The 24784-nt window shown below is 46.2% G+C and carries 23 protein-coding genes; 17 read left to right on the top strand and 6 right to left on the bottom strand.

Features of this window, described 5'->3' with window-relative positions; all coding sequences use genetic code 11:
- Positions 1-44: 44 nt before the first annotated feature.
- On the bottom strand, positions 45-971 hold the full coding sequence (locus FGQ85_RS01775; RefSeq protein WP_138372481.1) for an AraC family transcriptional regulator: 927 nt from the start codon (positions 969-971) through the stop codon (positions 45-47).
- 251 nt (positions 972-1222) lie between these two features.
- Here FGQ85_RS01775 and FGQ85_RS01770 point away from each other — a divergent pair, with 251 nt between their 5' ends.
- From FGQ85_RS01770 to FGQ85_RS01760, 3 genes are read left to right on the top strand one after another with little or no spacing between them, the layout of a single operon-like run.
- Positions 1223-2386: a galactokinase gene (locus tag FGQ85_RS01770; RefSeq protein WP_138372480.1), complete on the top strand. Its 1164-nt coding sequence runs from the start codon at positions 1223-1225 to the stop codon at positions 2384-2386.
- 18 nt (positions 2387-2404) lie between these two features.
- Positions 2405-3895, top strand: coding sequence for a UDP-glucose--hexose-1-phosphate uridylyltransferase (gene galT / locus FGQ85_RS01765; protein WP_087252813.1), 1491 nt, complete (start codon positions 2405-2407; stop codon positions 3893-3895).
- Between the two features lie 20 nt (positions 3896-3915).
- A complete protein-coding gene (locus FGQ85_RS01760; protein WP_138372479.1) occupies positions 3916-4842 on the top strand; it encodes a glycosyltransferase family A protein in 927 nt (308 codons plus the stop codon).
- Between the two features lie 57 nt (positions 4843-4899).
- Here FGQ85_RS01760 and FGQ85_RS01755 read toward each other — a convergent pair whose 3' ends face one another.
- Entirely contained in the window at positions 4900-6642 is a 1743-nt protein-coding gene (locus tag FGQ85_RS01755) for an NFACT RNA binding domain-containing protein (RefSeq protein ID WP_138372478.1), read from the bottom strand.
- A 122-nt stretch (positions 6643-6764) separates the two neighbouring features.
- On the opposite strand from FGQ85_RS01755, the gene FGQ85_RS01750 reads away from it, so the two are divergent.
- The 8 genes from FGQ85_RS01750 (at position 6765) to FGQ85_RS01715 (ending at position 13637) form a co-directional block, all read left to right on the top strand.
- Positions 6765-7643 carry a YicC/YloC family endoribonuclease gene (locus FGQ85_RS01750; RefSeq protein WP_087168394.1) on the top strand — a complete coding sequence of 293 codons (879 nt, stop codon included), beginning with the start codon at positions 6765-6767 and terminating at the stop codon, positions 7641-7643.
- 29 nt (positions 7644-7672) lie between these two features.
- Positions 7673-8290 (top strand): guanylate kinase, encoded by a 618-nt coding sequence (gene gmk / locus FGQ85_RS01745; RefSeq protein WP_087252811.1) that lies wholly within the window; start codon positions 7673-7675, stop codon positions 8288-8290.
- A 26-nt stretch (positions 8291-8316) separates the two neighbouring features.
- Positions 8317-8559 (top strand): DNA-directed RNA polymerase subunit omega, encoded by a 243-nt coding sequence (gene rpoZ / locus FGQ85_RS01740; RefSeq protein ID WP_087168392.1) that lies wholly within the window; start codon positions 8317-8319, stop codon positions 8557-8559.
- A gap of 63 nt (positions 8560-8622) precedes the next feature.
- Positions 8623-9945, top strand: coding sequence for a 30S ribosomal protein S12 methylthiotransferase RimO (gene rimO, locus FGQ85_RS01735; protein ID WP_138372477.1), 1323 nt, complete (start codon positions 8623-8625; stop codon positions 9943-9945).
- Positions 9946-10491, top strand: coding sequence for a CDP-diacylglycerol--glycerol-3-phosphate 3-phosphatidyltransferase (gene pgsA, locus FGQ85_RS01730; RefSeq protein ID WP_087168390.1), 546 nt, complete (start codon positions 9946-9948; stop codon positions 10489-10491). It abuts the gene before it with no gap.
- Between the two features lies 1 nt (position 10492).
- Complete coding sequence (locus FGQ85_RS01725) at positions 10493-11758, top strand: competence/damage-inducible protein A (RefSeq protein WP_138372476.1); 1266 nt, start codon at positions 10493-10495, stop codon at positions 11756-11758.
- A 155-nt stretch (positions 11759-11913) separates the two neighbouring features.
- Complete coding sequence (locus FGQ85_RS01720; protein ID WP_048622003.1) at positions 11914-12606, top strand: nitrogen fixation protein NifU; 693 nt, start codon at positions 11914-11916, stop codon at positions 12604-12606.
- A 20-nt stretch (positions 12607-12626) separates the two neighbouring features.
- On the top strand, positions 12627-13637 hold the full coding sequence (locus tag FGQ85_RS01715; RefSeq protein WP_087252808.1) for a GGGtGRT protein: 1011 nt from the start codon (positions 12627-12629) through the stop codon (positions 13635-13637).
- A gap of 259 nt (positions 13638-13896) precedes the next feature.
- On the opposite strand, the gene FGQ85_RS01710 is transcribed toward FGQ85_RS01715, so the two are convergent.
- The 3 genes from FGQ85_RS01710 to FGQ85_RS01700 all read right to left on the bottom strand — a co-directional run bounded on the left by FGQ85_RS01710 (position 13897) and on the right by FGQ85_RS01700 (position 15145).
- Positions 13897-14175, bottom strand: coding sequence for a DUF4160 domain-containing protein (locus tag FGQ85_RS01710; RefSeq protein WP_087168387.1), 279 nt, complete (start codon positions 14173-14175; stop codon positions 13897-13899).
- On the bottom strand, positions 14159-14431 hold the full coding sequence (locus FGQ85_RS01705) for a hypothetical protein (protein WP_087168386.1): 273 nt from the start codon (positions 14429-14431) through the stop codon (positions 14159-14161). The genes FGQ85_RS01710 and FGQ85_RS01705 overlap by 17 nt, the downstream gene beginning before the upstream one ends.
- Before the next feature lie 174 nt (positions 14432-14605).
- Positions 14606-15145 (bottom strand): Uma2 family endonuclease, encoded by a 540-nt coding sequence (locus FGQ85_RS01700; RefSeq protein ID WP_138372475.1) that lies wholly within the window; start codon positions 15143-15145, stop codon positions 14606-14608.
- 254 nt (positions 15146-15399) lie between these two features.
- On the opposite strand from FGQ85_RS01700, the gene FGQ85_RS01695 reads away from it, so the two are divergent.
- From FGQ85_RS01695 to FGQ85_RS01670, 6 genes are all read left to right on the top strand, one after another.
- Positions 15400-15945 (top strand): histidine phosphatase family protein, encoded by a 546-nt coding sequence (locus tag FGQ85_RS01695; RefSeq protein WP_242958989.1) that lies wholly within the window; start codon positions 15400-15402, stop codon positions 15943-15945.
- A 129-nt stretch (positions 15946-16074) separates the two neighbouring features.
- Positions 16075-17286: an aminotransferase class I/II-fold pyridoxal phosphate-dependent enzyme gene (locus FGQ85_RS01690; protein ID WP_087252806.1), complete on the top strand. Its 1212-nt coding sequence runs from the start codon at positions 16075-16077 to the stop codon at positions 17284-17286.
- Positions 17287-17415: 129 nt separating this feature from the next.
- Positions 17416-18759: a CapA family protein gene (locus tag FGQ85_RS01685; RefSeq protein ID WP_171027854.1), complete on the top strand. Its 1344-nt coding sequence runs from the start codon at positions 17416-17418 to the stop codon at positions 18757-18759.
- A gap of 59 nt (positions 18760-18818) precedes the next feature.
- Positions 18819-20150, top strand: a complete 1332-nt coding sequence (locus tag FGQ85_RS01680; RefSeq protein ID WP_138372473.1) for a replication-associated recombination protein A — start codon at positions 18819-18821, stop codon at positions 20148-20150.
- Positions 20137-21717 (top strand): DUF975 family protein, encoded by a 1581-nt coding sequence (locus tag FGQ85_RS01675; protein ID WP_087252803.1) that lies wholly within the window; start codon positions 20137-20139, stop codon positions 21715-21717. The genes FGQ85_RS01680 and FGQ85_RS01675 overlap by 14 nt, the downstream gene beginning before the upstream one ends.
- Positions 21718-21816: 99 nt before the next feature.
- The gene (locus tag FGQ85_RS01670) at positions 21817-23265 is read left to right on the top strand and encodes a 4Fe-4S dicluster domain-containing protein (protein ID WP_087168380.1); all 1449 of its coding nucleotides are present in this window, start codon (positions 21817-21819) and stop codon (positions 23263-23265) included.
- 79 nt (positions 23266-23344) lie between these two features.
- On the opposite strand, the gene FGQ85_RS01665 is transcribed toward FGQ85_RS01670, so the two are convergent.
- Entirely contained in the window at positions 23345-24694 is a 1350-nt protein-coding gene (locus FGQ85_RS01665) for a nucleobase:cation symporter-2 family protein (RefSeq protein ID WP_087252802.1), read from the bottom strand.
- Positions 24695-24784: the final 90 nt, after the last annotated feature.

The raw sequence follows: 24784 nt of genomic DNA, 5'->3' as shown, positions 1-24784 counted from the left end.
AGCAGCCCCGGACAGAAAAATCCGGGGCTGTATTTTTCAGCTGTTTAATCTGTTTGGGGAAGTGTCTCCCGGGATGGCTGTCTGTCCGGGCGGAACCGGGCCTGATACTGTCTCGGAGTACAGTTCATATACCGCTTGAACAGTTTCCCGTAATAACACGCATTGGAAAATCCGCAGGACTCGGCTGCCTTGGAGATCGTACAGAGACCTTCCTGCAAAAGCGGAAGACTCTGCTGAATCCGGTAATATAAAAGATAATCAAAGACGGTCATATTCATATGCCGCTTGAAAAAGCGACAGCACTCACTTTTTGACAGATGCACATGATCTGCAATCTCTTCCAGTGTAATCTGCTTTGCATAGGAAGTATGAATGAAAGACAAAATCTCTTTCAGCCGTCCGATGGAATCTGATGAGGACGGCTCTTCAAAGGAGCAACTTGTGAAATGTCCATATAAGTGTTTCCAGATTTCGGATATGAGAATATGAAGACGCAGTTCCTGGTCCGGTGCCGGCTGCAGATAAAGTGCATAGATCTCCCGAAGAAGGGAAAGAATTTCTGATGCCCATTCTTCCGATGAAAGAAATACAGCAGAAGAGAACGCCGGGGCATTCAGGACCGGATCCACATATTTGGTCTGAAGAATGCTGTTTTCAAATCCGTACAGAAACCGGGGATGAAACGTGGTGGAAAAATACTGGCAGTCCTGGTTGTCAATGCGCATTCCTGCATGCATGGCGTTGCTGTTGCAGAACAGCCCGTCGCCGGCCTTCAGATGGTAGGTGCGCTCATTGACCCGGTATTCGATCTGGCCTTTCAGAACTAAAGTCAGTTCTATTTCCGTGTGCCAGTGCCAGAAAAAAGCACCGCCTTCATATCTGGACAACATCTCGCCGCTTAAATTCACCGGAAACGTGTAATCTCCATGTTGTTTTAATTCTTTTTTATCTTCGTTAATCTGAATCTGCATAGTTTCAAACTCTACAGTCGAAATACAGCCCTTTCGACTGGGACGCATAGTAGTTTAGTAGTGTCAATAAGACTTGGCTGAAAGGCTGTGATTTCAGTCCTATGTATCATACGCTGTTCCGGGGAAAAAATCAAGCTTTAACACCTCAATATTGTTATGGTTTTGAGCAATATATTTGTTGTACTGATCTCATAAACGCATTATAATTTTATTACAGAGAATAAATCAGGAAAAGAAAGCAGGTATGAAGTATGGAAAAGAAACTGATGGAAACATTTCAGAAACTGTACGGAGGGGAAGGGGAAATCAAAACCTTCTTTTCGCCGGGAAGAGTCAATCTGATCGGAGAACACACAGACTATAACGGCGGACATGTATTCCCATGCGCACTGACCCTTGGTACATATGGAATTGCAAGAAAAAGAGAAGACAGAAAGCTTCGCTTTTACTCTGCAAACTTTGAAAAATTAGGCGTGATTGAGACAAGCCTCGATGATCTGGTGCCGTCACAGGCAGCACAGTGGACCAATTACCCGAAGGGTGTAATCTGGGCATTTGAAAAGAAAGGCTACTCAATTCCGCAGGGAATGGATGTCCTGATTTACGGAACAATCCCGAATGGATCCGGACTTTCTTCCTCCGCATCACTGGAAGTGCTGATCGGAGTTATGCTGAAAGAACTGTTTAACATTGAAATCTCAATGCAGGACATCGCGCTGATCGGCCAGTATTCCGAGAACAATTACAATGGCTGCAACTGCGGTATCATGGATCAGTTCGCTGTAGCAATGGGCAAAAAGGACTGTGCAGTATTCCTCGATACGAATACACTTCAGTATGAATATGCTTCCGTAAAACTGGAGGATGCAAAGATTGTCATCACAAACAGTAAAGTAAAACACAGCCTTGTAGATTCCGCTTACAATGACAGAAGACGGGAGAGTGAAGAAGCGCTTCATGATCTCCAGAAAGTCGTAGATATCAAGACACTCGGAGATCTGACAGAAGAAGAATTCGAGGCACACAAGGATGCCATTAAAGATGAAATCTGCAAAAAACGTGCAAAACATGCGGTTTATGAAAACCAGAGAACAATCCGTGCGGTAAAAGCACTGAAAGAAAATGATATTGCAGAGTTCGGACGTCTGATGAATCAGTCTCATATTTCTCTTCGCGATGACTATGAAGTATCCTGCGAAGAAATCGATGTTCTGGTAGATCTGGCATGGAAGATTGACGGAGTGATCGGATCCAGAATCACAGGAGGCGGATTCGGCGGATGTACAGTCAGCATTGTAAAAAATGATGCAGTGGATACCTTTATCGATCAGGTCGGAGCAGGATACAAAGAAAAGACAGGCCGTGAAGCAGAGTTCTATGTAGTAGAGATCGGTGACGGTGCAAGAGTATTATAAGGAAAGAAGGAAAATGCGATGTTAAACGAAAGTATCAGCAGGCTGGTGCAGTATGGAATCGAAACCGGACTTCTTCCGGAATGTGAAAAGATCTATGCGACAAACCTCCTTCTGGATCTGTTCCATGAGGACAGCTATGAGGAACCGGAAGAAAAGGCAGAGAACATTGATCTGGAAAGTGTATTAAAAGAGCTTCTTGATGAAGCGGTAAACAGAGGACTGATCGAAGACAGTATCGGATACCGGGATCTTTTTGATACAAAGATGATGAACTGTCTGGTACCGCGTCCGGCACAGGTACAGAAAGAATTCTGGGATGCATACGAAAAATCTCCGGAAGCAGCCACAGAATATTTCTACAAACTGAGCCAGGACAGCGATTATATTCGCCGTTATCGTGTAAAGAAAGATAAAAAATGGACGGTAGAAAGTCCGTATGGTACGATTGACATTACGATCAATCTTTCCAAACCGGAGAAGGATCCGAAAGCCATTGCGGCAGCGAAAAATGCGAAGAACAATGCATATCCGAAATGCCAGCTCTGTATGGAGAACGAAGGATATGCGGGAAGACTGGATCACCCTGCAAGAGAAAACCACCGGATCATTCCGATTACCATCAATGAATCCAAATGGGGATTCCAGTATTCACCGTATGTCTACTATAATGAGCACTGCATCGTGTTCAACGGGGAGCATACGCCGATGAAGATCGACCGTGCTGCATTTACCAAGCTGTTTGACTTTGTAAAGCAGTTCCCACATTACTTCCTTGGATCCAATGCGGATCTTCCGATCGTAGGCGGTTCCATTTTAAGCCACGACCATTTCCAGGGAGGCCATTATACGTTTGCCATGGCAAAAGCACCGATTGAAAAGAAAGTGACAATCCCGGGTTATGAAGATGTAGAGGCCGGAATCGTGAAGTGGCCGCTTTCCGTACTTAGAATTCGTCATCAGGATGAAAAGAGACTGATCGACCTTGCGGATCATGTGCTGAAAGCATGGAGAGGATATACAGATGAAGCGGCGTTTATCTTTGCCGAGACAAACGGAGAGCCGCATAATACCATCACTCCGATTGCAAGAATGAAAGACGGTATGTACGAACTGGATCTGACGCTTCGGAATAATATTACGACAGAGGAGCACCCGCTCGGCGTTTACCATCCGCACGCACAGTACCACCATATCAAGAAAGAAAACATCGGTCTGATCGAGGTAATGGGACTTGCAGTTCTGCCGGCCCGCCTGAAAGACGAGATCGAACTTCTGAAAAAATACATTCTGGAAGGCAAAGACATCCGCAGCAATGAGAAGATCGAAAAACATGCGGACTGGGTAGAGAAATTCCTTCCAGAATACGAAGAAATCAATGCGGACAACATCGAAGAGATCCTGCAGCAGGAGATCGGTAAGGTGTTTGTTCATGTACTGGAAGACGCAGGTGTCTATAAATGCACCGAAGAGGGAAGAGAAGCGTTCATGCGCTTTATCCAGACTCTGTAGAAACAGACGGAGAAAAAGAGATGTATAGGATTGCCGACGATGTTGAGGCGGTTGTGACCAGCTTCAATCAGGGAGAGATGCTTCGGGATGCGGTACAGTCGCTATGCGGACAGACAGTTCTTCCATCCAGAATAATTATTGTGGACGACGGTTCCACGGATGAAACTTCAATCCTCATATTGGAGCAGATTCAGGAAGATACGAAGCGGCCTGTTCCTGTCAGTGTGATTCGCCGGTCTAACAGTGGGGTATCGGCGGCAAGAAATACCGGACTTTGTGAAGTAAAGACTTCCATGGCTCTTATTCTGGACGGGGATGATAAGCTGGAACCGGAATTTCTGGAAAAGGTCAGCCACATGCTGAGAGAAGATCCATCCATGGTGGCAGCATCCTCATGGATGCGGACCTTTGGCGTACTGGATGCAGTTGTGAAGCCTTCCGGAGGACCGGTGAAAAATTTCCTTTCACGTAATTGCTGTCCGGCATCCCATATCCTTCGGAAAGAGGTATGGGAAGTATGCGGCGGTTATGATGAATCCATGCGTTCCGGATTTGAGGACTGGGATTTCTTTTTGAATCTTCTGGAGACAAGACCGGATGCGTGGATTGGAATTGTTCCGGAACCGCTTCTTGACTATCGGACTGCTCCGGCATCAGCGAATGTAAAGAGTATGTCGAAGAGACTGGAACTGATGCGTTATCTGATTGACAAGCATTTTCGTTCTTATCAGGAGCATCTTGCGGATGCCATTCTGGGAATAGAAGGCATTTCCATGTCAAGGCTTGACGGATGGGAGAGAGAAATGCTTCACATGCTGGAATCCGGGCAAAAACCTGGAAATAATTCGGAAGAGTTTCTAAGACATCCATCCTATGGGGACGGCGGCATGGCAGCTGCAGTTCGGATTGCATCACGCTTTGACGTGAAAGCATCAGATAATGAATAAAAGAATGAAGAAAGGGACCGGCGGGCATTGCCCGACGGTCCCTTCGTTCTTTTAGGATCAGGATTCGGATACTTCTTTTAACATACTGATATCAGTATCCGCAATTAACGAATAATTGGTATGATAGATAACGAATCCCGGTTTCTGCCCTTTGACCTTTTTCACATGCTTTTTCTCTACATAATCGACTTCGACCTTTTCGCTTCCATTATTTTTGGAATAGAAAGCGGCAAGTTTTCCGGCCTCCTCAAAGACGCGGTCCGGCATGTCTTCTCCCTGGGATTTGACAATGACATGGGAGCCCGGCACTTTTTTTGCGTGGAACCACCAGTCATTTCCCGATGCGAAAGAGAAAGTCAGCTCTTCGTTCTGGAAATTATTTTTTCCTACATACATATCATAGCCGTCACTGGAAATATAGTGGAGCGGCATACTTTTGAATTTCTCTTTTTTCTTTGTGAATTTCCGGCGGACATAACCGCTCTGTGTCAGCTCTTCTTTGACCTGCGCCAGATCGTCTTCAGTCCGGGCAATGTCCAGTGCGTTGCTGACAGATTCCAGATAGGAGATCTCGTCCCGGGTTTCTACGATCAGATGGGAGAGCGCTTCATAAGTCCGCTTCATCTTATTATATTTTTCAAAATAGCGTTTTGCATTTTCCAGAGGCGTCTTCGTTGGATCCAGTGGAATCCGGATCATTTCATTTGTGTAGTAATTCAGCGCCTCCAGCTCCTTGGCCTCCGGTTCTGCCTGATAGCCGTAAGTCTGCAAAAGTTCTCCATAGACTTTGTAGGTTTCCCTCTTGTCCGTATCTTTCAGCTGGCGGGCCTGCAGGTCGTATTTCTTCCGGTTTCGCTCCAGGGCAGTCTGCACGATGTGCCGGAGATCGGCTGATTTCTGGCGGATCCGGGTGATCCGGTTCTTGACTGCGTAGTAGGAAGAGAGTACCTGAGAAATGGTGTCAAACTCCTGACGGGCACATCCTTCCAGATGCGTCAGCGGAACAGATGCAAACTCCTGAGGCTCGTTGTTCCGGTAATAGATGGCCGGATGAAAATCCTCTTCTCGAACCTGATCAAGAAACAGAGAAAACTGCCGGTACAGATGCGTCATCAGATCATCGGAAAGCTCTGACGGCGGAAGAGCAGAATCCAGTCCGGCGAGAAAGCAGATTTCTTCAGCCACGACAGGACTGATTCCGGTAAGGCTTGTGTAGAGAGCCTTGGAAAGCGCGGACGGCTTCTGTCTGAGAAGCGCTGCAAAATCGGATTCCGATATGGTCAGCGGGTCTGCTTTGTGCATCGTATCCGGTATAAAGTAAGTCCGTCCCGGAAGAACCTCCCGCACGGAACTCATCTGGGCAGGCACGTGCTTGATACTGTCGATGATCCGGTCATCCTCATCACAGAAAATGACGTTGCTGTGTTTGCCCATGATCTCAATGACAAGTTTCTTGCGGCAGAGATCTCCAAGCTCATCCAGATGCTCGATTCCAAGCACGATAATCCGCTCAAGAGACGGCTGTGTGATGGACACGATCCGTCCGTTTGCAATATGTTTTCTGAGAAGCATACAGAAATTCGGGGCTGTAAACGGGCTTGGTTTGTTCTCGTCTGTCAGATACACAAGAGGCAGGGAAGCGCTCGCTGAGATATAGAGACGGCGCTGTCCGGAAGGTGCCTTGACAGTAAGAAGAAGCTCGTCAGCCTCCGGCTGGGCGATCTTTGCGATCCGTCCGCCAAGGAGGGCATCCCGCATTTCTTTTACTATATTTGCAATGGTAATTCCATCTAATGCCATAGGTCATTCTCCTTTGCTTTTTAGTCTGTTTTACAGTATAACATAGTTGAACATGGTTGACGATAAAAATCAAATGAATTATAATGAAAAACAGCAAAATAAACTTTATAGAGGAAATGATCATGATAAGAAGTATGACGGGCTTTGGCCGGTGCGAGATTCAAAGCGGAGAAAAGAAATTTACAGTCGAGATGAAGGGTGTAAACCACCGCTACCTGGATGTCAATATCCGTATGCCGAAAAAGCTCTATTTTTTTGAAACCGCAATCCGAAGCTATTTGAAAAAGTATATTCAGAGAGGGAAAGTGGATATCTTTGTAACTTACGAAGACCTCTCAGAAGGACAGATGTCTCTGAAATATAATGAGGCGCTTGCCTCTGAGTATCTGGACTATTTCAGACAGATGGAGGAGAAGTTCGGACTGGAAAATGATGTCCGCATTTCCGCTCTTTCCAGATACCCGGAAGTCTTCACAATGGAAGAGCAGGATGTGGATGAAGAGGAAATGTGGAATGGCCTGAGAGAGGCACTGGATGGAGCTTGTGTCCAGTTTGTATCGGCAAGAGAGACCGAAGGAGAGAAATTAAGAGAAGATCTCATCGGCAAGCTTGACGATATGAAGGCTGTTGTAGAGAAGATTGAGGAGCGCTCCCCGCAGATTCTTTCGGAGTATCGGGAAAAGCTGGAAGAGAAGGTAAAAGAACTTCTGGCAGATACGCAGATCGATGAGAGCCGTATCGCCGCGGAGGTTGTGCTGTTTGCGGACAAGATCTGTACGGATGAAGAAATTGTCCGTCTGAAAAGTCATATCGATCATATGAAATCCACCCTCCAGGCAGGAGAGGGCATCGGACGTAAACTGGACTTTATCGCTCAGGAGATGAACCGGGAGGCCAATACGATTCTGTCAAAGGCCAATGACCTGACCGTTTCCAATTATGGAATCGATCTGAAAACAGAGATCGAGAAAGTCCGGGAACAGATTCAGAACATTGAATAGCAGTTAGATAGGAAAGGGAAGAAACAAACATGCAAAAAGGGATACTGACCGTGCTTTCGGGATTTTCCGGAGCAGGAAAAGGGACGGCCATGAAGCGTCTGATGGAGAAATATGAGGACTATGCTCTGTCCATTTCAGCCACCACGAGAAAACCGAGAGAGGGAGAAGTGGACGGAAGAGAATATTTTTTCAAAGAAACCGAAGAATTTGAAAAAATGATTGCACAAGACGAATTAATAGAGTATGCTAGATATGTTAACCATTATTATGGGACACCACGCTCCTATGTGAAGGAGCAGCTTGAGAAGGGCAAGGATGTGATCCTTGAGATCGAAATACAGGGGGCATTGAAGGTAAAAGAAAAGTTTCCGGATACGCTTCTTGTTTTTGTCACCCCGCCAAGCGCTGAGGAGCTCCGCAGACGTCTGATCGGACGGGGAACCGAGACGATGGAAGTCATCGAAGAGCGGCTTGCCCGCGCCAAAGAAGAGGCCAGAGGCATTGACTGTTACGACTGCCTGATCATCAATGATGATCTGGAGACCTGTGTGGATGAGCTTCACGCAGTGATTCAGAATGAGAAGAAGAAAGTCATGAGAAACGCGGAGTTTATCGCTAAAATAAGAGAAGAACTTGAAGAATTGTAAAGAAGAATAGAAAGGAGAATGAGGCTATGCTGCATCCATCTTACACAGACTTAATGAAAGTGGTGAATCAGGACGTAGAAGAGGGGGATACAAAGATTGTAAACAGCCGTTATTCTATCGTTCTTGCTACAGCAAAGAGAGCAAGGCAGCTGATCGATCATGCGGACCCGCTTGTTTCGGTTAAAGACGGAGAAAAACCGCTTTCTATTGCTATCGACGAGATGAACAATGGAAAGTTAAAAATTCTTGGAGAAGAAACTGAAGAATAAGAGACAAAAAGGCAGGTGCTTTTGAAACAAGTATCTGCCTTATGAACTGTTAGGAGAAAATACATGAATATTTTATTTATCTCACTTGGGTGCGACAAGAATCTTGCCGACTCGGAAACGATGCTGGGGATGCTGGCTTCCAGAGGATATCAGATCGTCGATGAAGAGGAAAAGGCGGATGTGATTATTGTCAATACCTGCTGCTTTATCCATGATGCCATGGAAGAAAGTATTGAGACGATTCTGCAGATGGCGGAGTACAAAAAATCCGGCAGTCTGAAAGCTCTGGTCGTGACGGGATGTATGGCAGAACGATACCGTGAGGAGATCACAAAGGAGATCCCGGAAGTGGACGCGGTCCTCGGGACAGCTTCCTACGGACACATCCTTGACGCAGTGGATGAGGCTTTGAAAGGACACTCTTATCTGATGATGGAGCCGCTGAATACACTGCCGATTATCGAAACACACCGGCTCGTGACTACCGGCGGCCACTATGCCTACCTGAAAATCGCAGAGGGGTGTGACAAACACTGTACGTACTGCATCATCCCGAAACTCAGAGGAAATTTCCGAAGCGTTCCGATGGATCATCTGATCAAAGAGGCGGAACAGCTGGCTGCGGACGGAGTGAAAGAGCTGATCCTGGTGGCTCAGGAGACGACACTTTACGGAAAAGACCTTTACGGGGAAAAGAAACTTCCGGAGCTGCTCCATAAGCTCTGCCAGATCAGCGGGATCCGCTGGATCCGGATTCTTTACTGCTATCCGGAGGAGATTACCGAAGAGCTGATTCAGACGATGAAAGAAGAGCCGAAGATCTGTCATTATCTGGATCTTCCGATCCAGCATGCAAGCGACGGCATTTTAAAGAGAATGGGAAGACGTACATCCAAAGAGGAACTGGTACATATTATCTCAAGACTGAGAGAAGAGATCCCGGACATCATACTTCGTACAACGCTGATTACCGGATTCCCGGGAGAGACGCAGGAACAGCATGAAGAGCTGATGGACTTCGTGGACGAGATGGAGTTTGACCGTCTTGGAGTATTCACCTATTCACCGGAAGAAGGCACCCCTGCGGCATCCATGCCGGATCAGATTGAGGAAAGCATCAAGGAAGACCGGAGAGCCGAACTGATGGAACTTCAGCAGGAAATTGCTTTCGAGCAGGCAGAAGACATGGTTGGAAAAGAAGTTCTCGTTATGATCGAAGGGAAAGTAGCAGATGAAAATGCCTATGTGGGCAGAACTTATAAAGATGCGCCGAATGTAGACGGACTGATCTTTGTCAATACCGACGCAGAACTCATGTCCGGAGATTTCGCGAAAGTCAAAGTAACCGGCGCATGTGAATATGATTTGATAGGAGAGTTGATGTAAATGAATCTGCCAAACAAACTGACTGTACTGCGTGTCATCATGATTCCGTTTTTTGTTGTATTTATGCTGACGGATCTGGGAGGAACGTACAGCAACTATATCGCACTTGTGATTTTCTGTGTGGCAAGTCTTACAGATATGCTGGATGGAAAGATTGCAAGAAAGTATAATCTGGTAACAAATTTCGGAAAATTTATGGATCCGCTGGCGGACAAGCTGCTTGTAAGCTCCGCAATGATCTGTCTGATTCCGATGGATAAACTTCCGGCCTGGATTGTCATTGTCATTATCAGCCGTGAATTTATTATCAGCGGATTCCGTCTGGTAGCATCGGACAGCGGTATCGTGATTGCCGCAAGCTACTGGGGAAAATTCAAAACCGTTTCCCAGATGTTTATGATTATTTTCCTGATTCTGGATCTTCCGGGGAATATTGCTTCCGTCATTGAGACAGTGTTGATCTATCTTGCGCTGATTCTGACGGTAGTATCCCTGATCGATTACATTGTAAAGAACAAAGAAGTATTGACAAAAGGAGGTATGTAGGATGGTTGCAGAGCTGATTTCCGTCGGTACAGAAATCCTGCTCGGCAATATCGTAAATACCAATGCAGCTTACCTAGCAGAGAAATGCGCTCTGCTAGGTTTGTCTTTATATCACCAGAGTGTGGTAGGGGACAATGAGGCGCGCATGGAGGATACGATCCGCCGGGCGTTGGAACGGTCTGATGTGGTAATTCTGACAGGAGGACTTGGACCGACCAAAGACGACCTGACAAAAGAAGTGACCGCAAAAGTATTTGGAAAGGAATTATATGAGGATGCCCACACAAAAGAGCGGATTCAGGAATTCTTTAACCGGCTTCATTCAAAGGGGAAAATTACCCGGAATAACTGGAAGCAGGCGCTGGTTCCGGAGGGAGCTATTGTGATTGAGAATCAGAACGGTACGGCTCCTGGGCTGATTGTGACGGGAGAGGAAGGCACCGAGTATGAAGGCAAGCGTGCAATCCTGATTCCGGGGCCGCCGAATGAGTGCATCCCGATGTTTGAAACTCAGATTGCACCTTATCTTTCCGGGCTGCAGCCGGAAGGAATCTATTCCTGCATGGTAAAGGTCTGCTCTATCGGTGAAAGCCGGGCGGAGACCATGGTGGCAGATCTGATGGATGCTCAGACCAATCCGACTCTTGCGCCGTATGCAAAGACCGGGGAAGTACACTTCCGGATCACTGCAAAAGCCAAAGACGAGAAGACGGCAGAGCAGCTGATGGCGCCGATGGTACAAGAATTGAAAAACCGGTTCGGCGATTATATTTATACGACAAAAGAAGAAGTCACACTGGAAGAAGCTGTGGTGCATATGCTGGAGGAACGTCATATGACAGTGACGACAGCAGAGTCCTGTACCGGAGGACTTCTGTCCGGACGGCTGATCAATGTGCCGGGAGCATCCAGCGTGCTGAACGAGGCGCATGTGACGTATTCTAATGAAGCAAAAGAGCGGATTCTGCATGTGCCGCATGAAATTCTGGTGCAATACGGAGCAGTCAGCGAGGAGACAGCACGGGCCATGGCAGAGGGAGCATGCAAAGTCTCCGGGGCAGACGCATCCATTGCTGTGACCGGAATCGCAGGTCCGGACGGCGGAACACCGGAAAAGCCGGTAGGGCTTGTTTACATCGGCTGTACTGTGAAAGGAAAAACAAAAGTCGAACGATGCTGCTTTACGGGAAATCGTCAGAAAAACCGGGAATATGCTGTGGCGAGAGGACTCATTCTGTTAAGAGAGATGCTTCTGGAAGCAAAATAGGATGATCGCCACATGGATCTAACCGAAAAATTCGACGTTTTGTGCAATCAGCTGATTGACGAAAACGCATTTTTGTGAGAAAATTAACACGGATAAAGGCTGTCAAAAGGCAGTCTCCCAAGAGAGATTACACATAGTTGAAAGGAGTCCTTAAGATGATTTATTCACACGAAGTAGAAATGATGTGTCCAGTTGCACAGGGTGCGAATCATGGACCAGCTCCAATCCCAGAAGAAGCAAAATGGGTACAGGCAAAAGAAATTAAAGATATTTCCGGTTTAACACACGGTGTAGGCTGGTGTGCTCCTCAGCAGGGAACATGTAAGCTGACACTGAACGTAAAAGACGGAATTATCCAGGAGGCACTGGTTGAAACAATCGGATGCTCCGGTATGACACATTCTGCAGCCATGGCTTCCGAGATCTTACCAGGAAAAACTATCCTCGAAGCTTTAAATACAGACCTTGTCTGCGACGCAATCAACACAGCAATGAGAGAGCTTTTCTTACAGATCGTATACGGACGTACACAGAGCGCATTTTCTGAAGACGGACTTCCGATCGGTGCAGGACTGGAAGACTTAGGAAAAGGTCTTCGTTCCCAGGTTGGTACCATGTACGGAACACTTGCAAAAGGTCCTCGTTATCTGGAAATGGCAGAAGGATATGTAACAGGAATCGCATTAGACGAAAACAATGAGATCATCGGTTACAAATTCGTAAGCCTTGGAAAATTCACCGATTTCATTAAGAAAGGTGACACACCGAACGAAGCATGGGAAAAAGCACAGGGACAGTATGGCCGTGTGGATGATGCAGTGAAGATCATCGACCCAAGACAGGAATAGGCGAGAGGAGGACTTTTAAAATGGCTTTATTTGAATCATATGAAAGACGAATTGATAAAATCAACGCTGTATTAAACAGCTATGGCATCGCTTCTATCGAAGAAGCAGAGAAAATTACAAAAGACGCAGGCCTTGATGTTTACAATCAGGTAAAAGGCATTCAGCCGATCTGCTTTGAAAACGCATGCTGGGCATATATTGTAGGTGCTGCAATCGCAATCAAAAAAGGATGCACAAGAGCAGCAGACGCAGCAGCAGCAATCGGAGAAGGACTTCAGGCTTTCTGTATTCCAGGATCTGTAGCTGACCAGAGAAAAGTAGGTCTTGGACATGGTAACCTTGGAAAAATGCTTCTGGAAGAAGACACAGACTGCTTCGCATTCCTTGCAGGACACGAATCTTTCGCAGCAGCAGAAGGTGCGATCGGTATCGCTGAGAAAGCAAACAAAGTACGTAAAAAACCATTACGTGTTATCTTAAACGGTCTTGGAAAAGATGCTGCAAAGATCATTTCCAGAATCAACGGATTTACATATGTACAGACAGAGTATGACTACTATACAGGAGAACTTAAAGAAGTTTCCCGTACATCCTACTCTGACGGACTTCGTTCCAAAGTAAACTGCTACGGAGCAAACGACGTTCGTGAAGGTGTTGCAATCATGTGGAAAGAGGGCGTAGACGTATCCATCACTGGTAACTCTACAAACCCGACACGTTTCCAGCATCCGGTTGCAGGTACATACAAAAAAGAATGTATCGAAGCAGGAAAGAAATACTTCTCTGTAGCATCCGGCGGTGGTACAGGACGTACACTTCACCCGGACAACATGGCAGCAGGACCGGCTTCCTACGGTATGACAGATACATTAGGACGTATGCACTCTGACGCACAGTTCGCTGGATCCTCTTCCGTACCGGCTCACGTAGAAATGATGGGTCTGATCGGAGCAGGAAACAACCCGATGGTTGGTATGACAGTAGCTGTTGCAGTTGCCATTGAGGAAGCTGCTAAGGCTGGCAAATTCTAAGAAATTTTAATTTTAAGCGGTACTTTGTAAAACAGAGTGCCGCTTATTTTTATTTTTCTGTATCTCCTCTAAGTTTTTCAAGACTTTATGTGTCGATGATCAGGATTTAATTTTAGTATGGAATTAAGAAACGGGAGACTGTGAATAAAAGATAAGAATAATATAATGAAATGAAGGCTAGCACCTTAGGCGCTAGCCGATTACAATGCAAAATACATGCTTGACAGGTAATCATGATTTTATAACAAAAGTGAAAGTGCTAGAGGTAATACCGTATCTCACCAAATTGTGTGTACCATTTGTCTAATATAAGGTCACTGTTTGCTTCGATAATTCGGATCATTCGGCGAAGTTCTTTTTGAGGAATCTTGGAGTTATTATTGCATACTAAAGCTTTTCCAGTGCTGGTTATCCAAATTTTTGTGGCATTTGCTGATGCGCGTCCTTCTGAAATATGCACGTGTACTGGTTCCAGAGGATCGTTTTCATTTGACCAAAAGTAAACAAGATAGGAACCAATTCTAAAGATTTGCGGCATCAGAGAAGCCTCCTTCCTGAGAAAACTCCATGATCAAGTGCGCGTTGTTGCGAATCAGTTTTTTGAAATAGTTCATTTCATTTTCTGAGTAGCCGTGAATATCTGTCCATTCATATTCGGGAAGAAAACAAGTTGCATTATGGAACCCGTCTTTCAGATCGGGTGTTTCAATATAGACTTTGACACGACCATCTGGGAGCATCTCAGAATGTGTGATTTCCGTATCATCATTAAGAGTTAAATATGGATACATCATGCCTTTATACCGTCCTTTCTATATATTATTCCCCAGATTGCTATGGAGACATCTGGTGATTTTCTATTTTTTCTTCTATAAGAAGATGTATGATATTGTGTCCTGTATTATCATGAGCAAGAGTGATGTTGCTAAAGAATAATGAGATCATACCATCAGCACACCACTTTTCACCTAGATCAAAGAAGCTATTGTAAAGCTTAAATCTCCATATATTCCCACTGTTACAGGCTGATCGAAAGGAATCATGACAGGAGCGGAATCTTCGTCATAATGGTAAACAGTCGTTCGTTCCTTTTCGGGATCGACAATCCAGTATTCGTGGACACCTGCCTCGGCATATTTGCCATTTTTGATGCTGTAGTCCAGCTTACGACTGCCTGGCGAGACAATTTCGATGATGAAGTCGGGAGCACCAACACATCCTTTATCGGTCAGCTTATCTTTTGAGCAGATAACAGAGATATCCGGCTCAACATACACGGTATCATCTGCGTTGAGGTTTACAGCAAATGGTGCAGGATAGATTTTACAGTCACCACGTTTGTCAGAAATGTAGTTGCCAATAATGCGGCTTAACTGATGTACCAGTTCCTGATGTAAGCGACTTGGAGGAGCCATCATGTAAAGCTGTCCGTTGATTAGTTCTGCACGTTCTCCGTCCGGAAGATTCCAGTAATCATCTGATGTATAGCGTTTTTCCGGTAATGGCATAGTGTCACGTCCTTTCTCAAAGCTCTTTTTTTGTTCAAGCTGTTTAAATATATTATACAAAAGAACACAATGAATATCAAACTTTTTGGAACACCCACTGGTTTGAAATCTCTTAGTATTATTGAATTTTCGACATCGACACAACAGACTTTGCAAATCTGGACATAGAGAAGATTCTGAAATGGATTGACAAAAATCGCGAAGAATGAGAAAAATATGATATACTTACGATAATAAAGCAAGGGGTGATAGGTATGGAGACTTTTCATGAAGCATCCATGAATGTTTATTTTATCCGGCATGGTCAGACTGATTATTCTCTGAAAGATCAAAAGATTTACCAGGGATTCGGTGTGAATCTGGCGCCGCTTTCCGAAGAAGGGATCCGTCAGATTGAAGAGGCAGCCAAAGATCCGAGACTGCAAGGTGCAGAGTTGATTCTGACCTCTCCTTATACAAGGGCGGTTCAGACGGCGGCAATTCTTTCCAGACGGTTGGATCTGCCGATTGCCGTAGAGACCGACCTGCATGAATGGGTGGCAAATAAGCATTACATTTACGAAGAAAATGAAACAGCTCACAAAGCATTTCATGAGTTCATGGAACGTAACGGAGAAGCAATGGAAGGAGCCCTCTGGGAGTCCGCAGAGGATATCCGGCAGAGGGTAGAAGGGGTTCTGAAAAAATACAGGCAGTATCATAAAATCATAGTTGCCGGACATGGATATATGATTCAGGCGATGACAGGGGTACCGCATCCTGACAATGGAGAGATCTGCTTTTATCAGGAAAAGCTATAAGTTTCTGAAGACATTGGGAAGTATCTATCAGTAACTTGTACCGCATACCGGGATGATTGTGGTATAATAATAAAAGCGCTTGCGTTTGCAAGAGAAGATACGACAGCAAAAACGAGGAGGTTTACCAACATGAAGTATGATTTTACATCCATTATGGACCGGCGCGGTAAGGACGCCATTGCAGTGGATCTTCCGGGCAATGTTCCGGCAGGGGGATTTGCGCCGGGAGGACCGAAGGAAGGGTTTGATCTGATCCCGATGTGGGTGGCAGACATGAATTTCCCGACAGCGCCGTCTATTATCGAAGAGGTGAAGACACGTCTGGAACATCCGGCATTTGGATATTTTAATCCATCGGATGCATATTTCGATGCCATTATCAACTGGCATAAGGAACGTAAAGGCGTGGAAGGACTTACAAAGGAAGATATCGGTTATGAGAACGGAGTGCTTGGGGGACTGGTATCTGCACTGAATGCGTTTGCATCTCATGGGGATCCGATCCTTGTTCACAGTCCGACTTATATCGGTTTTACAAACAGTATCGAAGGAGCAGGGTATAAGATAGTACACAGTCTGTTAAAGCAGGATGAAGAAGGAGTCTGGCGGATGGACTATGAAGATATGGATGCCAAAATCAAGGCAAACAAGATCCATGTCGCAGTGTTCTGTAATCCACACAACCCGACCGGAAGAGTCTGGGAGCCGGAAGAAATCGAAAAGGCCATGGAAGTCTACAAGGCAAACGACTGTATTGTTATTTCCGACGAGATCTGGTCTGATCTGATTTTGGAAGGATATCACCACACACCGACCCAGTCTGTAAGCGTGGACGCAAAGAACCGGACCATCGCACTGTATGCGCCAAGCAAGACATTCAATCTGGCCGGTCTGATTGGAAGTTATCACGTGATCTATAATTCCTATCTTCGTGACCGAGTTGTGGCAAGCAGCAGCAAATGCCATTATAATTCCATGAATGTGCTCTCCATGCATGCGCTTGTGGGAGCATACAGGAAAGAAGGAGCTGAGTGGGTAGATGAGCTCCGTCAGGTACTGTCCGGAAATGTGGACTATGCATATGATTACATCAAAGAGCATTTTGAAGGTGTAAACCTCTCAAAACCGCAGGGAACCTACATGTTGTTCCTGGATTGTGAAGAGTGGTGCAAAAAGCATGGAAAAACAGTGGACGAGCTTTTGAAGGCAGGATGGGATGTCGGTGTTGCATGGCAGGACGGACGTCCGTTCCACGGTGAATACGGTATTCGTATGAACCTTGCGCTGCCGCTTTCCAGGGTGCAGGAAGCATTCCGTCGGCTTGACGAATATGTATTTTAAAGGATAAAGGCTGATTACAAAAGAGATGTGCCAGGATAGAAGTGTAACATATATCCGGGGCGCATCTCTTTTTACTGCCTTTTTATGTCGAATATGGTATAATCAGCACAGGACGAAATGTCTGAAGGAATGAAAACAGTTACAAAAGAGAAAAGAGGGTGGAAAGCTATGACCGAAGAGGAAAAAAGACGGGAATTAGCCAGGCGCAAGAGAATCCGAAGAGAAAAGCGCCGGAAGAAGCTGATCTGGAAGCGGAGAATTCTGATCGGCTGTATGGTACTGATTCTTGTGCTGATTGTTGGCTTGATTTCATCGATCCGCTCCTGCCATCAGAAGGCAGTAGAGACTGATGCGAAGATTCAGGCGGAGAAAGAGGCCAAAGAGAAGAAAAAACGGGAAGAAGCGGAGAAAAAAGAAAAAGAGGAGCACACACTGCGCATAGTGGCTGTCGGAGACAACTTTTTCCATGACACCGTACTGGCCGACGGACAGCAGGAAAGCGGAGTGTGGAGCTATGATTACATTTATAAAAATGTAAAAGAAGAGATTGAAGGGGCGGATCTTGCCGTTGTCAATCAGGAGACGCCGATTGTGAGCAGCCACGACAATACGAGCGGCTACCCGACCTTTGGAATGCCGCAGGAAGGCGGCCAGGCCCTTGCAAATCTGGGATTCGATGTGATTACCATGGCAACGAATCATTCCTATGATAAAGGAAAAGAAGGAGTGACAGATTCCCTTGCTTTCTGGGAATCCCAGGAGACGCCTCCGGCAGTGCTTGGAATTCATGAAAGCGCCGAAGACCAGCAGGCGGACCGGGTGAAGATCATCGAGAAGAAGGCGTTTAAGATTGCAATGATGAATTACACAACCCTGATCAATATCGGAGCTCCGGTTCCGGAAAATGAATCTTATGCGGTTGATGTCTATGATGAAGAGACGGTAAAAGCGGATGTGGAACGAGCCAAAGAAGAGGCGGATATCGTGATGGTCTTTCTGCATACCGGGGTGGAATATCAAAATGAACCGGATGAAGCGACGAAAGAGCGGGTGGAGTATCTGGCCGATCTTGGAGTAGATGTAGTGATTGGCACGCATCCGCATGTGATCCGTCCGTACGGCATGATGGAACGTCCGGATGGAAAGCAGATGCTTGTGTACTATTCTCTTGGGAATTTTGTTTCCGGACAGCAGGGAATTTCCCAGCTTCTGGAGGGAATGGCAGATATGACGTTTGTCAAAGATCCGGATACAGGCGAGATCAGTATTGAAACGTACTCCATGGAGCCTCTCGTGATGCATTATGAACCGGGATATTCAGGATATGCGGTATATCCGCTGGAAAAATATACCGAGGAGCTGGCAGCGGCCAGCGGTGTCCATCAGGAGACGAATGAGGATTTTTCACCGGAGAGTATTCAGGCTTACTTTGAACCATATCTGAAGCCGCAGGTATTTGAGCGGTCAGAATAATCCGGTCAGTCAGACAGCCTGCAACAGGGGCGAGATGAAAAAGGAGGTAAAAAAGAGCTATGGAACAATTATCGTTATTTGATGACAGAGAACGGTCGGCGCCTCTTGCCTCCCGGCTTCGTCCTTCCTCTTTGGAGGAGTTTGCAGGGCAGGAGCATCTGGTCGGGAAAGGGAGGATTTTAAGGCAGCTGATTGAGAAAGATCAGATCTCCTCCATGATTTTCTGGGGGCCGCCTGGTGTCGGAAAGACAACCCTTGCAAGTATCATTGCGGGGAAAACGAAGGCGGAGTTTGTCAATTTCAGTGCCGTGACAAGCGGGATCAAAGAGATTAAGGAAGTCATGAATACGGCGGAGATGCAGCGTCAGATGGGAAAACGGACCGTGCTCTTCGTGGACGAGATCCACCGGTTCAACAAGGCGCAGCAGGATGCCTTCCTTCCGTTTGTGGAAAAAGGAAGTATTATTCTGATCGGGGCGACTACGGAGAATCCGTCTTTTGAGGTAAATTCCGCGCTCCTTTCCAGATGCAAGGTCTTTGTACTGAAAGCACTGGAGATGAAAGATCTGGTGAAACTGCTCGAGCATGCGTTGAAAAGTCCGGCGGGATTCGGAAATCAGAATATTCAGATTACCGGGCAGCAGATAGAGGCGATCGCCGCCTTTGCAAACGGGGATGCCAGGACTGCGTTGAACACGCTGGAGATGGCGGTGCTGAACGGGGAAATGAGCGCAGAGGGAATCCAGATCACCAATGAAGGACTGGAGCAGTGTATCAGCCGGAAGTCTCTGCTTTATGATAAGACCGGGGAGGAGCATTACAATCTGATTTCCGCCCTTCACAAGTCCATGAGAAACAGCGATCCTGATGCAGCAGTCTACTGGATGTGCCGGATGCTGGAAGGCGGAGAAAATCCACTTTATATTGCCCGGAGACTGATCCGGTTTGCAAGCGAGGATGTGGGGATGGCAGACAGCCGGGCGCTGCAGGTGGCGGTTGCGGCATATCAGGCGTGCCATTTTCTTGGAATGCCGGAGTGCGATGTACATCTGACCCATGCAGTTGTATATCTGGCAATGTCGCCAAAATCCAATGCCCTGTACCGGGCGTGTGAGTCCTGCAAGCGGGATGTGAAAGAAAAACGCGCAGAGCCGGTGCCGCTGGTATTGAGAAATGCGCCAACAGGACTGATGAAAGAGTTAAATTACGGAAAAGGGTATGAATATGCTCATAATACTGAAGAAAAACTGACCCGTATGCAGTGCATGCCGGACAGTTTAAAGGGAAGAATCTATTATGAGCCGACGGAACAGGGAGAAGAGCGCAAAGTAAAAGAGCGCCTTCAGAAGATAAAGGAATGGAAAAACGGAGATCGAAATGATGTGGAGTAGAAAAAAGCTGAAGAAACAGGGAAAGCAGGCTTTGCGTAAGAACTGGTGGCGGATTATCGGAATCAGTTTGATGCTGGCATTTATTGCAGGAGGTATGAGGATTTCCTACCGGATTGACGATGCGGCAGTCAGACTTACCGGAGAGGAAATCGGAATACCGACGAATGCGCAGATTTTGAACGACTGGTATTTGAGTATAGAGAGAAGCTCTGATACGGAGAGCGGACAGATTCTGGCCTTTCTGGGGGAGCACTATACCCCGAAAAAAGGGGTGCTGGCCGGAGTCTATAATCATATGACCAAGGAAAGATCTGCTTTTTTTGGATTTTTAAATGCGATGAATGATTTTTTGTTCAAAGATAAAATTGCAGAAGGCTTTGTTATTCTGATCGGTGTCATTTTGCTGATTCTGTTTCTGATTTTTGTAAGTAACGTCCTAAGCGTAGGGCAGTGCAGATTTCTTCTGGAAAACAGAACATACCGCCAGGTAAAAATGGGCCGGCTTGCCTTTGTCTGGAGAGCAAGACGCTGGAAAAATGTAATGTTTATCATGCTGAAAAAATCAGTTTTTCTGTTTCTGTGGGATATGACGATTATCGGCGGTATCATCAAAAGGTATTCTTATCGGATGATTCCGTTTATTCTGGCGGAAAATCCGGATATTCCGCACCGTGAAGCCTTTCTTTTGTCCAGACAGATGATGAATGGAAATAAAATGCGGGCTTTTATCCTGGATCTTTCTTTTCTGGGATGGCATATCCTGAATATATTTACCATGGATATTTTAAGGTATGCCTTTATTACCCCGTATACGGAGACCACATCTGCCGAGCTTTATGTGGCGCTGAGAGAGGAAGCGTTTGAAAAAGGACTTGATGGAGTCCGTTTCCTCGATGACGAGAGGTTGTATGAAGAATCAGATCTGGAAGAGTATCCGGTAGAATCCCATAGACTTTATAATCCGCAGATGAAAAAATGGATCCGCATTGAGTATGAGCGGACCTATTCTTTGAGATCCCTTATTCTTATATTTTTTACCTTTTCATTCGTCGGATGGCTGTGGGAAGTGTCTCTTCATTTGTTTGGGGACGGTGTGTTTGTAAACAGGGGATTTTTTCATGGACCGTGGCTGCCGATTTACGGAACGGGAGGCATTCTGGTAGTCGTGCTTTTGAAACGGTTTGTGCATAAGCCGCTTGTGACTTTTTTGATGGCGGTGGTTGTGTGTGGTGCTGTAGAATATCTGTCCGCATGGCTTTTGTGGGAAATTAAAGGTATGTACTGGTGGAATTATACCGGATACTTTTTGAATCTTCACGGGCGCATCTGCGCGGAAGGGTTGATCGTATTCGGGCTTGGAGGCTGTGCCTTTATCTATATCGCGGCGCCGTTTTTTGATGAAATTTACAGGCGGATTCCACAGAAGATTGCAAGAATTATCTGTGTAGTCCTGCTGCTTCTGTTTGCTGTTGATATCGTTTATTCACTGATCCATCCGAACAGCGGGGCAGGGATTACCGACTATCATGTACATGCTGGCGAAGTATTGTCGCTGCTTTGTCTTTGAATAAATACACGGTGCACACTTTCCTTTTTTCCATGATTAATTTATAATAGAATCAGCGCATTAATGAAAGAGTAAGAAAAAAGGAGACAGGAGAGAAACATGTACGCTGATGAAAATGTAATCACAATCAAACATAAGGTACTGAATGAAGTGGCGAGGCTGGCTTTTGAAGGAAAACTGGAAGAAGAGCGGGATCACATTGCAGGCAGACTGATTCCGGGACCTCTTCCGCAGTTTCGATGCTGTATTTACAAAGAAAGAGAAATCATACGTCAGAGAGTTCGTCTGGCAGAAGGAAAGGCGCCGGGTGAAGAGGATGATGGAAATATTATTCAGGTCATTAATTCGGCGTGTGAGGACTGTCCGATTTCCAGTTATACAGTGACTGAAAACTGTCAGAACTGTCTTGGAAAAGCATGTATCAACGCATGTAAATTCGGAGCAATCGAATCAGGAAGACACCGGTCCCATATTGATGCATCCAAGTGTAAAGAGTGCGGACAGTGTGCAAAGGCATGTCCGTATAATGCGATTGCACATTTGAAGCGGCCGTGTAAGTTCAGCTGTCCGGTTGACGCAATTACTTACAATGAATACGGTCTTTCCGTGATCAATAAGGACAAATGTATCCGCTGCGGAAAATGTATCCACAGCTGCCCGTTTGGAGCAATCGGAACAAAGAGCTTCATGGTACCGGTTATTGAAGCGTTGAAGTCCGGAAAACATGTTTATGCAATGGCAGCCCCTGCCACAGAAGGACAGTTTGGTCCGGATATCACGATGGCAAGCTGGAGAAAGGCCATGAAGGAAATCGGCTTTGTGGACTTTTACGACGTAGGACTTGGCGGGGACATGACTGCGGCATACGAGGCGGAAGAATGGACGGAAGCCTACAAGGAAGGAAAGAAGAAAGTGACATCCTGCTGTCCGGCATTTGTCAATATGGTGCGGATGCATTTTCCACAGCTTGCAGATTGTGTTTCTACAACGGTATCACCGATGTGTGCGGTATCCAGGCTGATCAAGGCACAGGATCCTGAGGCAGTTACGGTATTCATCGGACCATGTGTGGCGAAGAAATCAGAAGTTGTGGATCAGCAGATTGAAGGAAATGCAGACTTTGTACTTACATACAGTGAGATCCGCGCGATTATGAGAGCCAAAAATGTGAAACTGGAACCATGTGAGAATAACGATCAGATTGCATCTACATTTGGAAAACGCTTTGCAAATTCCGGTGGAGTGACGGCGGCAGTACTGCAGAGTATGAAGGAGGCCGACGCCGATATCGATGTGAAAGTACAGAAGGCGAACGGGGCCGCAGAATGCAAGAAGGCTCTTCTTCTTTTAAGAGCAGGAAAACTTCCGTTTGACTTTATCGAAGGAATGGCATGCGAAGGCGGCTGCGTGGGAGGACCAAGCGCATATAACGACCAGTTCTCATCCAAAAAGAACAGAGATGCACTGATCAGCCAGGCAGACGACAGAGGAATTCACGAAAACCTGAGCAGATATCAGATGGACAGCTTCTCCATGCACAGAGAGTAGGAAATATCTGATTTCCTGTATATAGAAACGAATATAGAAAAAGGAAAGTTCATTGGAACTTTCCTTTTTTGTTGTTCATCTATGATTTCTTTTTTTCTTCTTTCGGAAGAATGGTATTCAGAATAATCGCCGTCAGTGTTGCAAGGACAACCGGAGAACTTCCAAAGATTGTTGTAACCCAGGATGGAAATGACGCCAGTGAAGCAGGTGCCTGTGTAACACCCATGCCAAGGGCAACTGACAGCCCGACAATAGCGGTATTCCGGTAATTCATCTCCTGGAGCATGATCAGCTTGATTCCGGTCATTGCGATGGATGCGAAAACGGAAATCGTTGCGCCTCCAAGTACACATTGAGGAATCGTAGTCAGAAGCGCTGAAAATTTCGGGACAAATCCGGCAACCAGCATGATGACCGCTGCAAGACCAAGTACACAGCGGTTGATGACTTTTGTTGTCGTAACAATGCCGACATTCTGACTGTAAGTTGCTGTCGGAAGTCCGCCGATCAGGGAGCACAGAATATTTGTGACTCCGTACATGACGATACCGCCCTGCAGTTCTTTATCTTTTGGTTCCCGTTCCATACTTCCTACTGTTGTAGCAGAAAGATCTCCGATCGCCTGAATGGAGTTGATGGCAAACAACACACCGATCGCAATGCAGGCGGATGGATCGAAAGAAAGTCCGAAATGCAGTGGCTGCGGGAGCTGGAAGTAGCCCGCGGACTGGATTCCGGAAAAATCGACGAGTCCCAGACACGATGCAAAGATATACCCTGCGATGATTCCTACGAGGATGGACGCAAGCTTTAAAAATCCTTTCGCAAAGTGATTCAGACCGACTACTACGGCAAGAGTGAAAAAGGCCGCAAGCCAGTTTTTCCAGGAACCGTAATCAGGATTCGAAGTACCTCCTGCCATATAGTTGACCGCGGTAGGATACAGGGAGAGTCCGATTGTAAATACGACGGTTCCGGTAATGATCGGCGGGAACAGAACACGGATCTTCTGTATGGCAAGACCGACTATAATTGCGACAAATCCGCCGATGAGCTGCGCGCCGAGAATCGTTCCGACATCAGAATTCGCGGCGATGGCCTGCATGCTTGGCACGTAGGCAAAGCTGATTCCCATAATGACCGGAAGAGCCGAACCGAGCTGAAAATTTTTAAACCGGATAAAAGGAAACAGCTGAAGCAGAGTGCTGATTGCAGAAGTGAAAAGGGCAGCCTGCACTAAAATGACCTGATCACGCTCGTTGAGTCCGGCCACACCGGATACGATGATTGCAGGGGTGACACATCCAACAATCATGGCAACGACGTGTTGAAGCGCAAGAGGAAGTGCCTGGCCAAACTTCGGTACTCCGTTCAGCTCAAAAACTGAGGCATACTGCCTGCTTTGAGACGAGTGGTTTGAATTTGACATAATGTCCTCCTTAGTATAAATCTATAAAACATGATAATACTATACCAGTCACAGCCTGCCTGCAAGTGGTTTTGCCAAAAATCTTAAATT

The sequence above is a fragment of the Pseudoflavonifractor sp. BSD2780061688st1 E11 genome (assembly GCF_005844125.1).
Lineage (GTDB): Bacteria > Bacillota > Clostridia > Lachnospirales > Lachnospiraceae > Sellimonas > Sellimonas catena.
Note: the sequence above shows the minus strand (reverse complement) of the source record. Positions and strands in the feature narration are given on the sequence as shown.

Coding starts and splice junctions, on each gene's coding strand:
- FGQ85_RS01760 (WP_138372479.1), top strand. CDS start 3,916: ATGTATAGGATTGCCGACGATGTTGAGGCGGTTGTGACCAGCTTCAAT.
- galT (WP_087252813.1), top strand. CDS start 2,405: ATGTTAAACGAAAGTATCAGCAGGCTGGTGCAGTATGGAATCGAAACC.
- FGQ85_RS01695 (WP_242958989.1), top strand. CDS start 15,400: ATGGAGACTTTTCATGAAGCATCCATGAATGTTTATTTTATCCGGCAT.
- FGQ85_RS01665 (WP_087252802.1), bottom strand. CDS start 24,694: ATGTCAAATTCAAACCACTCGTCTCAAAGCAGGCAGTATGCCTCAGTT.
- FGQ85_RS01690 (WP_087252806.1), top strand. CDS start 16,075: ATGAAGTATGATTTTACATCCATTATGGACCGGCGCGGTAAGGACGCC.
- FGQ85_RS01675 (WP_087252803.1), top strand. CDS start 20,137: ATGATGTGGAGTAGAAAAAAGCTGAAGAAACAGGGAAAGCAGGCTTTG.
- FGQ85_RS01750 (WP_087168394.1), top strand. CDS start 6,765: ATGATAAGAAGTATGACGGGCTTTGGCCGGTGCGAGATTCAAAGCGGA.
- FGQ85_RS01715 (WP_087252808.1), top strand. CDS start 12,627: ATGGCTTTATTTGAATCATATGAAAGACGAATTGATAAAATCAACGCT.
- FGQ85_RS01770 (WP_138372480.1), top strand. CDS start 1,223: ATGGAAAAGAAACTGATGGAAACATTTCAGAAACTGTACGGAGGGGAA.
- FGQ85_RS01710 (WP_087168387.1), bottom strand. CDS start 14,175: ATGCCGCAAATCTTTAGAATTGGTTCCTATCTTGTTTACTTTTGGTCA.
- FGQ85_RS01775 (WP_138372481.1), bottom strand. CDS start 971: ATGCAGATTCAGATTAACGAAGATAAAAAAGAATTAAAACAACATGGA.
- gmk (WP_087252811.1), top strand. CDS start 7,673: ATGCAAAAAGGGATACTGACCGTGCTTTCGGGATTTTCCGGAGCAGGA.
- rpoZ (WP_087168392.1), top strand. CDS start 8,317: ATGCTGCATCCATCTTACACAGACTTAATGAAAGTGGTGAATCAGGAC.
- pgsA (WP_087168390.1), top strand. CDS start 9,946: ATGAATCTGCCAAACAAACTGACTGTACTGCGTGTCATCATGATTCCG.
- FGQ85_RS01670 (WP_087168380.1), top strand. CDS start 21,817: ATGTACGCTGATGAAAATGTAATCACAATCAAACATAAGGTACTGAAT.
- rimO (WP_138372477.1), top strand. CDS start 8,623: ATGAATATTTTATTTATCTCACTTGGGTGCGACAAGAATCTTGCCGAC.
- FGQ85_RS01685 (WP_171027854.1), top strand. CDS start 17,416: ATGAAAACAGTTACAAAAGAGAAAAGAGGGTGGAAAGCTATGACCGAA.
- FGQ85_RS01700 (WP_138372475.1), bottom strand. CDS start 15,145: ATGCCATTACCGGAAAAACGCTATACATCAGATGATTACTGGAATCTT.
- FGQ85_RS01705 (WP_087168386.1), bottom strand. CDS start 14,431: ATGATGTATCCATATTTAACTCTTAATGATGATACGGAAATCACACAT.
- FGQ85_RS01720 (WP_048622003.1), top strand. CDS start 11,914: ATGATTTATTCACACGAAGTAGAAATGATGTGTCCAGTTGCACAGGGT.
- FGQ85_RS01725 (WP_138372476.1), top strand. CDS start 10,493: ATGGTTGCAGAGCTGATTTCCGTCGGTACAGAAATCCTGCTCGGCAAT.
- FGQ85_RS01755 (WP_138372478.1), bottom strand. CDS start 6,642: ATGGCATTAGATGGAATTACCATTGCAAATATAGTAAAAGAAATGCGG.
- FGQ85_RS01680 (WP_138372473.1), top strand. CDS start 18,819: ATGGAACAATTATCGTTATTTGATGACAGAGAACGGTCGGCGCCTCTT.